Consider the following 14,322-nt stretch of genomic DNA (forward strand, 5'->3'; position numbering starts at 1 on the left):
TTACCTGTTCGCCCCAAGCGGTTGAGCGAAAGGCCGGAAGGCCCAGCTCCCCTCCAAGCGGCGGACACACCACCTCCAGTTCACTCCCGAGTGAACGGCACACGTGCCACGGATGTGGAAGAGATCACCTGCTCTGTTGAGACGGTCGCGAGACCCGACTTCAGGTGCGTCCGATCCTTGAGAACTCAACAGCGTGCACTTGTCAAATGCCAAATAACCTCGACTCTGCTTCGGCAGGGTGAGATTCCTTTGGATCAATTTATATGGATGTCAGCAATGATGTTCGTTTTTTGGTCATGGTTGAACTCGCTGCCTGTTCGCCGTTTTCCCGGTGGATGGGTTTGCATCTGTTTTTTACGGAGAGTTTGATCCTGGCTCAGGATGAACGCTGGCGGCGTGCTTAACACATGCAAGTCGAACGATGAAGCCCCTGCTTGCAGGGGTGGATTAGTGGCGAACGGGTGAGTAACACGTGAGCAACCTGCCCCTGACTCTGGGATAAGCGCTGGAAACGGTGTCTAATACTGGATATGTGCCATGGCCGCATGGTCTGTGGTTGGAAAGATTTTTTGGTTGGGGATGGGCTCGCGGCCTATCAGCTTGTTGGTGGGGTAATGGCTCACCAAGGCGTCGACGGGTAGCCGGCCTGAGAGGGTGACCGGCCACACTGGGACTGAGACACGGCCCAGACTCCTACGGGAGGCAGCAGTGGGGAATATTGCACAATGGGCGGAAGCCTGATGCAGCAACGCCGCGTGAGGGATGACGGCCTTCGGGTTGTAAACCTCTTTTAGCAGGGAAGAAGCGAAAGTGACGGTACCTGCAGAAAAAGCACCGGCTAACTACGTGCCAGCAGCCGCGGTAATACGTAGGGTGCAAGCGTTATCCGGAATTATTGGGCGTAAAGAGCTCGTAGGCGGTTTGTCGCGTCTGCCGTGAAATCCTCAGGCTCAACCTGAGGCTTGCGGTGGGTACGGGCAGACTTGAGTGCGGTAGGGGAGATTGGAATTCCTGGTGTAGCGGTGGAATGCGCAGATATCAGGAGGAACACCGATGGCGAAGGCAGATCTCTGGGCCGTAACTGACGCTGAGGAGCGAAAGGGTGGGGAGCAAACAGGCTTAGATACCCTGGTAGTCCACCCCGTAAACGTTGGGAACTAGTTGTGGGGTCCTTTCCACGGATTCCGTGACGCAGCTAACGCATTAAGTTCCCCGCCTGGGGAGTACGGCCGCAAGGCTAAAACTCAAAGGAATTGACGGGGACCCGCACAAGCGGCGGAGCATGCGGATTAATTCGATGCAACGCGAAGAACCTTACCAAGGCTTGACATACATCAGAACACCCCAGAAATGGGGGACTCTTTGGACACTGGTGAACAGGTGGTGCATGGTTGTCGTCAGCTCGTGTCGTGAGATGTTGGGTTAAGTCCCGCAACGAGCGCAACCCTCGTTCTATGTTGCCAGCACGTAATGGTGGGAACTCATGGGATACTGCCGGGGTCAACTCGGAGGAAGGTGGGGATGACGTCAAATCATCATGCCCCTTATGTCTTGGGCTTCACGCATGCTACAATGGCCGGTACAATGGGCTGCGATACCGTGAGGTGGAGCGAATCCCAAAAAGCCGGTCCCAGTTCGGATCGTAGTCTGCAACTCGACTACGTGAAGTCGGAGTCGCTAGTAATCGCAGATCAGCAACGCTGCGGTGAATACGTTCCCGGGTCTTGTACACACCGCCCGTCAAGTCATGAAAGTCGGTAACACCTGAAGCCGGTGGCCTAACCCTTGTGGAGGGAGCCGTCGAAGGTGGGATCGGTAATTAGGACTAAGTCGTAACAAGGTAGCCGTACCGGAAGGTGCGGCTGGATCACCTCCTTTCTAAGGAGCATCTGACACCTCCGGGTGTCCAGAACCCAGTACGAAGGCACACGTTCTTCGCTGGGGCTCATGGGTGGAACATTTGACATGCCATCACGGATGCGTGGTGTTCTCAGTACGCTGCTTCGGCAGTGGGAACGGGATGCTGCGGGGATGTGGTGGCTGCACGCTGTTGGGTCCTGAGGGACCGGGCCGGCCTTCGGGCTGAACCGTACCTCTAGGCCCTTACTTCTGTTGCCGGTTGGTTTCGGGGTGGGGGACCGCCCGTACTTTGAGAACTACACAGTGGACGCGAGCATCTTAAAGAAAACCGGGTCAACGCTTTTCCTGGCGTTGGCCTATCTCATGTGATTTCAAGTCTTTAAGAGCAAACGGTGGATGCCTTGGCATCTGGAGCCGAAGAAGGACGTAGCAATCTGCGATAAGCCTCGGGGAACTGATAAGCGAGTTTTGATCCGAGGGTGTCCGAATGGGGAAACCCCGCCAGGCGTTTGTGCGACCTGGTGACTCCCGTCTGAATATATAGGGCGGGTAGAGGGAACGCGGGGAAGTGAAACATCTCAGTACCCGCAGGAAGAGAAAACAACATGTGATTCCGTGAGTAGTGGCGAGCGAAAGCGGATGAGGCTAAACCGCTTCTGTGTGATACCCGGCAGGGGTTGCAGGAGCGGGGTTGTGGGACCCTCCTTATTGTTCTGCCGAACAGTGGGCGTGATGCGCGAGTGTAGACGAACGGTCTTGAAAGGCCGGCCATAGTGGGTGCCAGCCCCGTAGTCGAAATGCTTGGTGCAGCGTGGAGGGGATCCCAAGTAGCACGGGGCCCGTGAAATCCCGTGTGAATCTGTCAGGACCACCTGATAAGCCTAAATACTCCCAGATGACCGATAGCGGACAAGTACCGTGAGGGAAAGGTGAAAAGTACCCCGGGAGGGGAGTGAAATAGTACCTGAAACCGTTTGCTTACAAACCGTTGGAGCCTCCATGGTAGGGGTGACAGCGTGCCTTTTGAAGAATGAGCCTGCGAGTTAGTGATATGTGGCGAGGTTAACCCGTGTGGGGTAGCCGTAGCGAAAGCGAGTCTGAATAGGGCGATTCAGTCGCATGTCCTAGACCCGAAGCGAAGTGATCTATCCATGGCCAGGCTGAAGCGACGGTAAGACGTCGTGGAGGGCCGAACCCACTTAGGTTGAAAACTGAGGGGATGAGCTGTGGATAGGGGTGAAAGGCCAATCAAACTTCGTGATAGCTGGTTCTCTCCGAAATGCATTTAGGTGCAGCGTTGCGTGTTTCTTGCCGGAGGTAGAGCTACTGGATGGCCGATGGGCCCGACCAGGTTACTGACGTCAGCCAAACTCCGAATGCCGGTAAGTGAGAGCGCAGCAGTGAGACTGTGGGGGATAAGCTTCATAGTCGAGAGGGAAACAACCCAGACCACCATCTAAGGTCCCTAAGCGCGTGCTAAGTGGAAAAGGATGTGGAGTTGCTTAGACAACCAGGAGGTTGGCTTAGAAGCAGCCACCCTTGAAAGAGTGCGTAATAGCTCACTGGTCAAGTGATTCCGCGCCGACAATGTAACGGGGCTCAAGCACGCCACCGAAGTTGTGGCATTGACATTTTTGGTAGGCCTTCGTGGTCCAGCCGTGTTGATGGGTAGGAGAGCGTCGTGTGGCGGGTGAAGCGGCGGAGTGATCCAGCCGTGGACGCCACACGAGTGAGAATGCAGGCATGAGTAGCGAAAGACGTGTGAGAAACACGTCCTCCGGAAGACCAAGGGTTCCAGGGTCAAGCTAATCTTCCCTGGGTAAGTCGGGACCTAAGGCGAGGCCGACAGGCGTAGTCGATGGACAACGGGTTGATATTCCCGTACCGGCGAAGAACCGCCCACACGAAGTCAGGAGTGCTAAGCATCCCAAGACACGGGGATCCCTTCGGGGACGATCGTGTGGCGGCATGCGACCCCATCTGGTGGAGTGAGCGTATTAACAGGTGTGACGCAGGAAGGTAGCCCATGCCAGGCGATGGTTGTCCTGGTGCAAGTGCGTAGCCCGAGCGATAGGCAAATCCGTCGCTCATGCAGGGTGAGACACGATGCGGATGAAAAGTGGGTGATCCTATGCTGCCGAGAAAAGCATCGACGCGAGGTTCCAGCCGCCCGTACCCCAAACCGACTCAGGTGGTCAGGTAGAGAATACCAAGGAGATCGAGAGAATCGTGGTTAAGGAACTCGGCAAAATGCCCCCGTAACTTCGGGAGAAGGGGGGCCACCCACTTATACCCACTTGCTGGGGAAAGGGTGTGGTGGCCGCAGAGACTAGTGGGTAGCGACTGTTTACTAAAAACACAGGTCCGTGCGAAGACGCAAGTCGATGTATACGGACTGACGCCTGCCCGGTGCTGGAAGGTTAAGAGGACCGGTTAGCCACTTGTGGCGAAGCTGAGAATTTAAGCCCCAGTAAACGGCGGTGGTAACTATAACCATCCTAAGGTAGCGAAATTCCTTGTCGGGTAAGTTCCGACCTGCACGAATGGCGTAACGACTTCCCAACTGTCTCAACCGCGAACTCGGCGAAATTGCATTACGAGTAAAGATGCTCGTTACGCGCAGCAGGACGGAAAGACCCCGTGACCTTTACTACAGCTTGGTATTGGTGTTCGGTGTGGCTTGTGTAGGATAGGTGGGAGACTATGAAGCGGGTACGCCAGTATTCGTGGAGTCATTGTTGAAATACCACTCTGGTCACTCTGGATATCTAACTTCGAACCGTGATCCGGTTCAGGGACAGTGCCTGGTGGGTAGTTTAACTGGGGCGGTTGCCTCCCAAAAAGTAACGGAGGCGCCCAAAGGTTCCCTCAACCTGGTTGGCAATCAGGTGGCGAGTGTAAGTGCACAAGGGAGCTTGACTGTGAGACTGACAGGTCGAGCAGGGACGAAAGTCGGGACTAGTGATCCGGCAGTGGCTTGTGGAAGCGCTGTCGCTCAACGGATAAAAGGTACCTCGGGGATAACAGGCTGATCTTGCCCAAGAGTCCATATCGACGGCATGGTTTGGCACCTCGATGTCGGCTCGTCGCATCCTGGGGCTGGAGTAGGTCCCAAGGGTTGGGCTGTTCGCCCATTAAAGCGGTACGCGAGCTGGGTTTAGAACGTCGTGAGACAGTTCGGTCCCTATCCGCTGCGCGCGTAGGAAGTTTGAGAGGATCTGACCCTAGTACGAGAGGACCGGGTTGGACGAACCTCTGGTGTGCCAGTTGTTCCGCCAGGAGCACCGCTGGTTAGCTACGTTCGGGATGGATAACCGCTGAAAGCATCTAAGCGGGAAGCCGGCCTCAAGATGAGACTTCCATCACCTTCGGGTGGAGAGGCTCCCAGCCAGACTACTGGGTTGATAGGCCAGATGTGGAAGCACGGCAACGTGTGCAGCTGACTGGTACTAATAAGCCGACGACTTGATAACACTCTTGTTCTTCTGCGAGATGAACGCGTCCACTTTGTGGTTCTCGACGTACGGTCGGAACCCAAACAACACACACGTTGTGTTGCTTGAAACGTCAATAGTGTTTCGGCGGCCATAGCGTGAGGGAAACGCCCGGTCACATTCCGAACCCGGAAGCTAAGCCTCACAGCGCCGATGGTACTGCAGGGGGGACCCTGTGGGAGAGTAGGACACCGCCGAACTCCTTCTAAACGAAAGAGCCACCCAAAGCAGGGTGGCTCTTTCGCGTTAACGCACCCTCAACGCACCCGTGATTTGACTTCCCCTGCGGGCGGGCTATGGTCGATGGTTACGCCAGCCATCAGAAGGGGAAGCGAAAATCATGTCTGGAAAGACGCCGCAGTCACGCGCAGGAAAGAAGACGCCTCAGCTCTCGCTCAAGGAGAAGAGGGCGGAGAAGCGCGCAAAACGGGAGCCGGAGACGTTCATCAAGCCTCGCAAGGGCGCGAGCCGCTGATCTGACTCCAACTCCTGCGGGCGCTGCCGTGGACCGTCTTCCTGGTCTCGGCAGCGCCCGACTCCGTTCCTGGGCTCTCTCGTCGGCCGATTCCGCTTTCGGTGAAACTCGATCCCGGCTAGACTGATCCTCAGTGTCACCCTTGCGGTATCGCAGAATGGAGTCCTGATGGCATCCGACTACATCCCCCGGTCTCGGACTACGCGTTCCTGTTCGGCGAGGCCTTCGGCCTCGACCTGGTCGCGCGGGGCACCGGCGGCGCATTCAGCGCCGAGGACGCCACCGAGATCGTCGCGGGTGCCGGTGAGTTCGCGGCATCCGTCCTCGCGCCGCTCGAGACCGTCGGCGACCGCGAGGGCGCCCGTCTCGAAGACGGCCAGGTGCACCTTCCTGCCGGATTCGCCGAGGCGTATCAGGCCTTCGCCGAGGCCGGGTGGGTCACCGCCGAGGCCCCCGAGTCTGCGGGCGGCGACGGCCTGCCCGGCTCGATCCGCGCCGGACTCGGCGAGATCTGGAATGGCTCGAACGCGGCCTTCGCGCTGTGCTGGCTGCTCTCGGCCGGCCAGATCCACGCGCTGGACGCCGCGGCATCCGATGAGATCCGCGAGACGTACCTGACCAGGCTGGTATCCGGCGAGTGGACCGGCACGATGAACCTCACTGAGCCCGAGGCCGGCACCGACCTGGGAGCGATCCGCACCATGGCGACGCCGCGACCGGATGGCTCGTGGGGCATCAGCGGCCAGAAGATCTTCATCACCTGGGGTGACCACGACGTCGCGCCGAACATCGTGCACCTCGTGCTCGCGCGCACCCCGGATGCCCCGGCCGGCGCCAAGGGGCTGTCGCTGTTCGTCGTGCCGAAGTTCCTTCCTGACGCCGCAGGCGGGCCCGGTGAGCGCAATGCCGTCACCACCGCATCGATCGAGCACAAGCTCGGCATCCACGGCAGTCCTACCTGCGTGCTCGCCTATGAGGACGCCACAGGCCACCTCGTCGGCGAGGTCGGCGGGGGACTGGCCGGCATGTTCGTGATGATGAACTCCGCCCGCGCGGGCATGGGGTTCCAGGCCACCGGCATCTCGGATCGCGCCTACCAGCAGGCAGCCGCGTACGCCGACGAGCGCCGTCAGGGCGGCGTGCTCGACCGCCCTGCGGGCGCTCCCATCGCCGAGCACCCCGACGTTCGCCGCCTGCTGCTCTCGATGCAGAGCCGCGTCTTCGCGATGCGCGCGCTGGGCGTGTACCTCGGCGACCTGTTCGACCGCGCCGAGACCGACGGCACGGGCGCTCTGGCTGAATTCTTCGTGCCGATCCTGAAGGGCTGGGCGACCGAGGACGCCGTCGCACTGACCAGCGACGCGATCCAGGTGCACGGCGGCATGGGCTTCATCGAGGAGACCGGTGTCGCACAGCATTATCGGGATGCCCGGATCATGCCGATCTACGAGGGCACGACTGCGATCCAGTCGAACGACCTGATCGGCCGCAAGGTGATCCGCAACGGCGGCGCGACCGCCGAGGAGCTGTTCGCGCAGATCGAGCAGACCGTCACCGCCCTGCGCGGCCTGGATGACGCCGTCGCCGCGCGCACCGCGGATCGCCTCGAGCGCGCGATCGCGTCGGCTCGCACGGCCACCGCCGCGCTGCTCGGTTTCGGCCAGACCCGCGACGCCTACGGCGTCAGCGTGCCGTACCTCATGCTGCTCGGCACGCTCGCCGGCGGTTGGATGCACGGCCTCGCCGTGACCGCGGTGCTCGCGCATGACACGCAGGATGCTGCGGATGCCGCGCGGCTGGTGTCCGCCGACTTCTACGGCGCCCACCACCTGCCCCGCGTGCACATGCTCGCCGAGACGGTCGCGGCCGGCGAGATCGCATGACAGGTCGCCCCAGACGAACGAAGGCCGTGGCTCCGAGTCTCTCGGGTCTGCGGCCTTCGTCGTGTCCTCGGGGCGACCCGGCCGCGGCGCTCAGCCCGCGTCGTCCTGCAGACGCAGCGCGCCGGCGCCCCGCGTGCCGAGCGCGTCGTCGGGGTTCAGCAGTCCGCAGGCCCGCATCGACAGACATCCGCAGCCGATGCATCCGGTGAGTTCGCGCTCCAGGCGTTCGATGCCCTCGCGCCGCTTCTCGAGCTCGCGCTTCCAGCGTCGCGATGCGCGGGCCCACTCCGTGTGGGTCGGCGTCCGAGTGAGCGGGACGTCGGCGAACGCGTCCTTCACCTCGGACAGCGGCAGGCCGAGGTTCTTCGCGACGGTGATCAGCGAGACCCGGCGCAGCATGTGCCGGGCATAGCGCCGCTGATTGCCCGGCGTACGGGTCGAGGCGATCAGGCCGAGACTCTCGTAGAAGTGCAGTGCCGACGGTGCGACGCCGGTGCGACGGCTCATCTCGCCGATGGTCAGCGGGTCGTCCGGGGTGTGCGCGGGCTCTGTGGTCATCAGGAACTTTCGCTCGATTTGACCTCAAGGTTACTTGAGGTTTTACGCTGGAACTGTGACCCGAGTGAAGAACCTCCTCCGATGACCTACGTGATCGCACTGCCATGCGTCGACGTCAAGGACAGAGCCTGCGTCGACGAGTGTCCGGTGGACTGCATCTACGAGGGCGAGCGATCGCTGTACATCCACCCCGACGAGTGCGTGGACTGCGGGGCCTGCGAACCTGTCTGTCCGGTCGAGGCGATCTTCTACGAGGATGACCTGCCCGAGGAATGGGCCGACTACTACAAGGCCAACGTCGAGTTCTTCGACGAGATCGGCTCGCCGGGTGGCGCGGCGAAGGTCGGGGCGTACGACTTCGACCACCCCGTGATCGCCGCCCTTCCCCCGCAAGCGGTGGCTGAGTGAGCGCGCCGACGATGGTCCTGAAGCCGGGAGCGCCCGTCCCTTCCGAGGTGGGCGAGGCCATGAAGGCCGCCTTCCGCCGGCATCCCGCCGGGGTCGCGATCATCACGGCCATGACACCGACGGGCCCGGTGGGCCTGACCGCGTCGAGTGTCGCCTCGGTGGCTGTCGACCCTGCGGCGATCGTCTTCTCGGTCACGCGCGCGACCGGCAGCGCCGGCGCGATCCTCGCCGCGGACGGTTTCGTCGTGCATCTCATCGACGACGAGCACTCCGCGCTCGCGCAGAGCTTCGCCGTGAGCGGGGCAGAGCGGTTCACGCCCGAGCAGGGCTGGGACATCCTTCCCACGGGTGAGCCGCATCTGCCCGCCGCCCGTGTCGCGCTGCGATGCCGACCGCTGCAGACGGTGCCGGTCGGGGCATCGACCGTCGTCATCGCCGAGGTCGTCGAGGTGCTCTTCGGCGACGAGGGCCGCCCACTGGTCTACGTCGACCGCGCGTTCCACGCGCTCCCGCACGCCGACTGACGTCGGTCACGTCGCGGGGACCGGCGGCAGGTCGATCGGGTCGCGCAGGCTGCGGCCCATCGCGAGGTTCGCGATGAACGGGATGCCCATGAGCCCGAGCACGCCGTTGCGCAGCCAGAGCTGCATGCGATTCCGCGGGGCGAAAGCTGCTCCGAGGCCGATCGCAGCGTCCTGCTTGCCGCGCACGACCGCGGCGAGTCGCTGCTCCCAGGCGGCGAAGGCCGCCGCGTGATCGCCCTGCGCGTCCTGCAACGCCATGGCGAGCACGTAGGCCTCGACCATGGCCAGGGCCGACCCCTGCCCTGCCAGCAGAGACGGACAGGCCGCGGCGTCGCCGACGAGCGCGATCCGTCCATGTGACCAGGTCGGCAGGCGGATCTGACTGGCGCGATCCATGTAGAAGGTGCCGGCCGCCTGCATCCGATCGAGGATCTCGGGCACCTCCCAGCCCATGCCGCCCAAGCGCCCGCGCAGCAGCGTCTGCTGCGCTTCGACGTCGTCGAGCGGCAGATCGCCCTCGTGACGGAACATGAAGCAGACCATCGTCGAATCGTCGCGCAGTGCGATGCGCAGAGCCTGCGCTCCGACCTCCGTGTGCGTCACCGCGACCAGCTCGTCTCTCGGCCGGTATCCCGGAATGTCGAAGGCCGCGACCGTGATGCCGAGGTATCGCTCGACCTGCTGCTCCGGGTCGAACGACAGCGTCCGCACGCGGGAATGCAGCCCGTCGGCGCCGATCACGAGGTCGAATTCCCGGGGCGGCGCATGCAGGAACTCGACCTGGACCCGGTGCCCATCGTCGTGCAGCTGCGTCACCGTGTCGTCGAAGATCGTCTCGACGCCGCCCGGCACCGCGTCGTAGATCGCCCGGGCCAGATCGGAGCGGGCGATCGAGACGTACCGTCCGTGTGCGGCATCGATCAGGCGCAGTGGATCCAGATGTGACACGCGCCGCCCCCGGCTGTCGACCTCGCGCAGCTCGCGGAACCGGTATCCCTCATCGAGCAGCCTCGGCACTATGCCCATGCGTTCGGCCACGTCGTAGCCGGTGCCCCAGAAGTCGACGACATAGCCGCCCTCACGCAGCTGCGGGGCCCGTTCGACGATCGTCGGTTCGTGCCCGGTCCTGGCCAGCCAGTACGCGAGTGTGGGGCCGGCGATCCCGGCGCCGACGATGAGAATCCGCATGAGAATGTCCTCTGGCCACGATGAGGCGTATGAGTCCGAGGCTACGCCCCGAGTCACCGCGAGCGCGAGATCAACTCCAGCAGTGCTCGGCCGTAGGCCTCGGAGGGATCCGGATGCTCGAACAGCAGCCGTTCGCCGGTGATCTCGACCTCGACCTGAAAGGCGTCCTCGAGCCGGATGAGACGGCGGAACGTGCCGCGCAGCAGGTCGCGCAACTGATCCTCACGCGGGAGCCAGACGGCATCGGCGACGGCCACGGCATCCAGCGCCCACTCGGTCGTGCCGTTGAAGGCGAGGTTCGTGCCGCCGGTCGCCGGGCGCGCCTCGATCGTCATCGCACTCACCGTGAAGACATCGGCCTCCGCCTCGAGCTCGACCTCATCCGGCAGGTCGAGCTGGAAGCGGTCGCCCTCGGCGGGATGCCAGATGAGGCCGCCATCGCGCAGGGCTCGCGCGAGTTCGCGGGAGATCATCTCCCCACGCTATCCGTTCAGGGCTTCCCTATCTGTCAAGCATGGGAGTGGCGATGTCCACGGCAATGCACGTGACGATCGTCAGCAGCGCGACGGCGCCGATGCCGACGACCGGCACCCACCAGCTCGACCTGCCGAGCAGGGAACGCCAGGTGACACCGATCACGGCCAGGATCCAGAGCAGTGCGCTGGCCCAGATCTGCACCTGCATGCTCGCAGCGACCAGGTCGTAGTCGCACTGGTCGCTGCACCCGGCGATGCTCAGGGCTTGCATGACGAGAATCATGTATGCGGCGTACGAGGCGACCACCTGAACGAGCAGGTAGCCGAGGCCTGCCCCGATTCTGCTCACGGCGCGGCTGGGCGCCCGCTCCTGGGTGTGTGCCTCGTCGCTCATTCGTCTGCCCCCGTGTGGGAGCCTAGCGGCGCGGCATCCGGACATCAGGGAAGGACGGCACGCGCCGCATGCGGGAAAGCTCCGCGAACCGACGGAGAACGCGGCATGATGTGATCAGATCGATCTGCGCTGGGGGAGCCATCAAGACACACGACGACGTGACAGACGACCTCGCCGACCTGGCCGGGCTGTTCCAAGGACCACAGAGCTCGACCGAGGCGGCCCGCGCTGCCCGCGGCCGCGGCGGGCGGGCTGCTCTGCTGATCATCGCGATCATCCTCGTGCTGGCCCTCGGCAGCGCCGGCGGGTACGTCTGGTGGGCGCTGAACGCTCCGCTGCCTGCGCCGACCTCCTCGTCGCACACGCCCGACCCGCCGACCACCCCGGCGGCGGTGATCGCGGTGCCGACCGAGGTGGCCGCCTCCGCGCTCAGCCTCTCCGGTGCCGAGGAGTACCTCGGCAAGACCCCCGGTATCTGGGCCGAGAGCGGCACGAACGACCCGCGTCCGATGGCGAGCATCAGCAAGCTCATCACCGCACTCGTCGTGCTCGAGCGGAAGCCGCTCGCGAACGCCACCGATCCCGGCCCCACGATCCGATTCAGCAAGGCCGACCACGACCTGTACGACCAGTACTACGTGAAGGGCGCGACGATCGCGGCCATGCCCACCGGCAGCTCGATGTCGGAGCACGACGCGATCGCCATGATGCTCGTCCCGTCGGCGAGCAACTACGCGGACGCCGTCTCCACCTGGGCGTTCGGCTCGCGCGGGGCGTTCCTCAGCGCGGCCAGGAAGTGGCTCGCGAAGAACGGTCTGAACAGCACCGGGATCGTCGAGCCGACCGGCATCAGCCCGCAGAACACCAGCACTCCCAGCGATCTCATCGCGCTGGGGCGGCTGGCCGCGGCGCACCCGGCGATCGCCGCCATCGCCACGCAGACGTCGATCGAGATCCCGAGCATCGGCGGTTTCTCGAACACCAACAACCTGCTCGGCGTCGAGGGTGTCACGGGGCTCAAGACCGGCAACCTCGGCACGGGCTCGCACAACCTGCTCTACACGGCATCGATGAACGTCGGCATCGGCGAGCCGCTGCAAGTGGTCGGCGTCGTCCTCGGCGGCGCGACAGGTGGGGCGGTCGACGACAACGTGCGGACACTGCTCGCGAGCATCCGTGAGGGCTTCGATCAGGTCGAGGTGGCCAGCAGCGGTCAGGTCGTCGGGCACCTGGAGACGGCGTGGGGCGATGAGGCCCGGATGGTGATCCCCTCGAGCGCCTCTCTGCTCACCTGGTCGGACACGCCGATCGAGGTGAGCATGAAGATCGAGACGCCGAAGACCTTTGCCGATGGCGAGGTCGTCGGCAGCATCACCTGGACCGCCGGCCCGAACACGACCACGTCAGACATCCGTCTGGAGGGCACGATCGGCCAGCCCGACGAATGGTGGCGGCTGACCCACCCCCGCCTGCTCGGCGCGGAATGAGTCTCCGGCTCAGTTCAGCGCCGACGTCAGCCGGAACACCCCGTCCAGGAAGGTGGACTTCGCGGGCTCGCGCAGCCACTCCTCGAGGGTGAGCTCGCGGCCGGCGACCCGGTACTTCTGCTCGACCTCGCGCATCTGCGCCACGAACGACTCGCCGCGCACCAGCAGCGACATCTCGGAGTTCAGGCTGAACGAGCGGATGTCCATGTTGCTCGACCCGATCACGGCGATGTCGTCGTCGATCGAGAAGTGCTTCGCGTGCAGGATGTACGGCGCCGGGTACAGGAAGATGCGCACCCCGGCGCGCAGCAGCGTCTCGTAGTACGACCTCTGGGCGTGATAGACCATGCCCTGGTCGCCGAGCTCCGACACGAACAGCTGCACGTCGAGGCCGCGCTGGCAGGCGGTCGTGATCGCGTAGATCATCGCCTCGTCGGGCACGAAGTAGGGGCTGGTCAGGATGACCTTCTCGGTCGCTCCGTGGATCAGCGACAGGAACATCCGCAGGTTGTTCTCGGTGCCGTAGGCCGGACCGCTGGGCACCATCTGGCAGTGCAGGTCGCCCGCGGCAGGCTTCGGAACGGCGGATGCCGGCACCCGCTCGACCGCGGAGAGGTCCTCGCCGGTCTCGATCAGCCAGTCCGAGAGGAACACGGCGTCCACCTGCGCGACGACCGGGCCCTCGACGCGCGAGACGAGCTCCTGCCACATCAGCCCGCGCTTGATGTTCTTCTCGGCGTTGTAGTCGCGCGAGATGAGGTTCTGTGACCCCACGAAGCCGACCGCACCGTCGACGACGACGAGCTTGCGATGGTTGCGCAGATCGGGACGCTGGTACTGGCCTTTGAACGGGCGGAACGGCAGCATCCATGACCAGGTCACGCCGATGCGGTCGAGCTCGGCGAAGGTCTCCTCCGACTTCGGGATCTTGCGGGAGGAGATGTAGTCGGCCAGCAGTCGCACGGTGACGCCCCGCTGCACTGCCCGCTCCATGGCGGCGAAGAAGCCGCGGGTCGTGTCATCCCAGGCGGCGATGTAGAACTCGACGTGCACGTAGGCCTTGGCCGTGTCGATCGCCGCGGCCATCGCGTCGATCGAGCCCTGGTAGTCGTCGATCAGCTCGGCCGACGAGTCGCCGACGACCGGCAGGCCGGTCAGCGCGTGGTTCTGCATGGCGACGCGCTGCAGCCAGCGCGGGGCCTCGACGTCGACATGGTCGCCGGCCTCCTCCTTGATCATCGACGTGATGCGAGACTGCTCGTCCTGCCGCTTCTTCGGCAGTCGGAAGTTGCCGATCAGCAGGTACAGCCCCACGCCGATGAACGGGACCAGGAAGATCAGCAGCAGCCAGGCCATCGCCGCCGTGGGCTTGCGGCCGCGCGGGATGTAGATCAGCGCGAGCACGTTGATCGCGAGCGCGGCGATCGCCACGATCGTCCAGATCAGGTTGGCGGAGAAGAGTGCGGACATGCGTTTCCTTCGGGCTGGGATGCTTCAGTGTGGCACGTCGGGGCTCGCCGGTCCGTGAAGCTCATCCGGCGCGGGCGGGGTCAGTAGAATCGGGCGACTGTGCTG

General features: G+C 63.5%; 9 protein-coding genes and 3 rRNA genes. 7 read left to right on the forward strand and 5 right to left on the reverse strand.

Annotated features, from left to right (window positions below):
* Positions 1–353: 353 nt before the first annotated feature.
* The 4 genes from L2X99_RS00005 to L2X99_RS00020 all read left to right on the forward strand — a co-directional run bounded on the left by L2X99_RS00005 (position 354) and on the right by L2X99_RS00020 (position 7,712).
* Positions 354–1,878 (forward strand): 16S ribosomal RNA (locus L2X99_RS00005).
* A gap of 351 nt (positions 1,879–2,229) precedes the next feature.
* Positions 2,230–5,333 (forward strand): 23S ribosomal RNA (locus L2X99_RS00010).
* A gap of 104 nt (positions 5,334–5,437) precedes the next feature.
* Positions 5,438–5,554, forward strand: a 5S ribosomal RNA gene (gene rrf, locus L2X99_RS00015).
* Together the 16S, 23S and 5S rRNA genes form the textbook arrangement of a ribosomal RNA operon.
* 484 nt (positions 5,555–6,038) lie before the next feature.
* The gene (locus L2X99_RS00020; protein WP_236135888.1) at positions 6,039–7,712 is read left to right on the forward strand and encodes an acyl-CoA dehydrogenase; all 1,674 of its coding nucleotides are present in this window, start codon (positions 6,039–6,041) and stop codon (positions 7,710–7,712) included.
* Positions 7,713–7,802: 90 nt separating this feature from the next.
* On the opposite strand, the gene soxR is transcribed toward L2X99_RS00020, so the two are convergent.
* Positions 7,803–8,270 (reverse strand): redox-sensitive transcriptional activator SoxR, encoded by a 468-nt coding sequence (gene soxR, locus L2X99_RS00025; protein WP_236125594.1) that lies wholly within the window; start codon positions 8,268–8,270, stop codon positions 7,803–7,805.
* 81 nt (positions 8,271–8,351) lie between these two features.
* Between soxR and fdxA the strand changes: the two genes are divergently transcribed.
* Positions 8,352–8,678, forward strand: coding sequence for a ferredoxin (fdxA, locus tag L2X99_RS00030; RefSeq protein WP_236135476.1), 327 nt, complete (start codon positions 8,352–8,354; stop codon positions 8,676–8,678).
* Between the two features lie 11 nt (positions 8,679–8,689).
* The gene (locus L2X99_RS00035) at positions 8,690–9,202 is read left to right on the forward strand and encodes a flavin reductase family protein (RefSeq protein WP_236126787.1); all 513 of its coding nucleotides are present in this window, start codon (positions 8,690–8,692) and stop codon (positions 9,200–9,202) included.
* Positions 9,203–9,208: 6 nt separating this feature from the next.
* On the opposite strand, the gene L2X99_RS00040 is transcribed toward L2X99_RS00035, so the two are convergent.
* Genes L2X99_RS00040 through L2X99_RS00050 form a run of 3 tightly spaced genes read right to left on the reverse strand, consistent with a single transcriptional unit; the run spans position 9,209 to position 11,260 of the window.
* Positions 9,209–10,390 (reverse strand): FAD-binding domain, encoded by a 1,182-nt coding sequence (locus tag L2X99_RS00040; protein ID WP_236135477.1) that lies wholly within the window; start codon positions 10,388–10,390, stop codon positions 9,209–9,211.
* Positions 10,391–10,443: 53 nt separating this feature from the next.
* Positions 10,444–10,863, reverse strand: a complete 420-nt coding sequence (locus L2X99_RS00045; protein WP_236125592.1) for a pilus assembly protein CpaE — start codon at positions 10,861–10,863, stop codon at positions 10,444–10,446.
* 28 nt (positions 10,864–10,891) lie between these two features.
* Positions 10,892–11,260, reverse strand: coding sequence for a DUF6264 family protein (locus tag L2X99_RS00050; RefSeq protein WP_236125591.1), 369 nt, complete (start codon positions 11,258–11,260; stop codon positions 10,892–10,894).
* 158 nt (positions 11,261–11,418) lie between these two features.
* On the opposite strand from L2X99_RS00050, the gene L2X99_RS00055 reads away from it, so the two are divergent.
* Entirely contained in the window at positions 11,419–12,747 is a 1,329-nt protein-coding gene (locus L2X99_RS00055) for a D-alanyl-D-alanine carboxypeptidase family protein (protein WP_236125590.1), read from the forward strand.
* Positions 12,748–12,756: 9 nt separating this feature from the next.
* Here the strand turns inward: L2X99_RS00055 and cls are convergent, their stop codons facing one another.
* Complete coding sequence (gene cls, locus L2X99_RS00060) at positions 12,757–14,217, reverse strand: cardiolipin synthase (protein ID WP_236125589.1); 1,461 nt, start codon at positions 14,215–14,217, stop codon at positions 12,757–12,759.
* Between the last annotated feature and the right edge of the window lie 105 nt (positions 14,218–14,322).

It is taken from the genome of Microbacterium sp. KUDC0406, from assembly GCF_021582875.1.
In the GTDB taxonomy this organism is placed as follows: Bacteria; Actinomycetota; Actinomycetes; order Actinomycetales; family Microbacteriaceae; genus Microbacterium.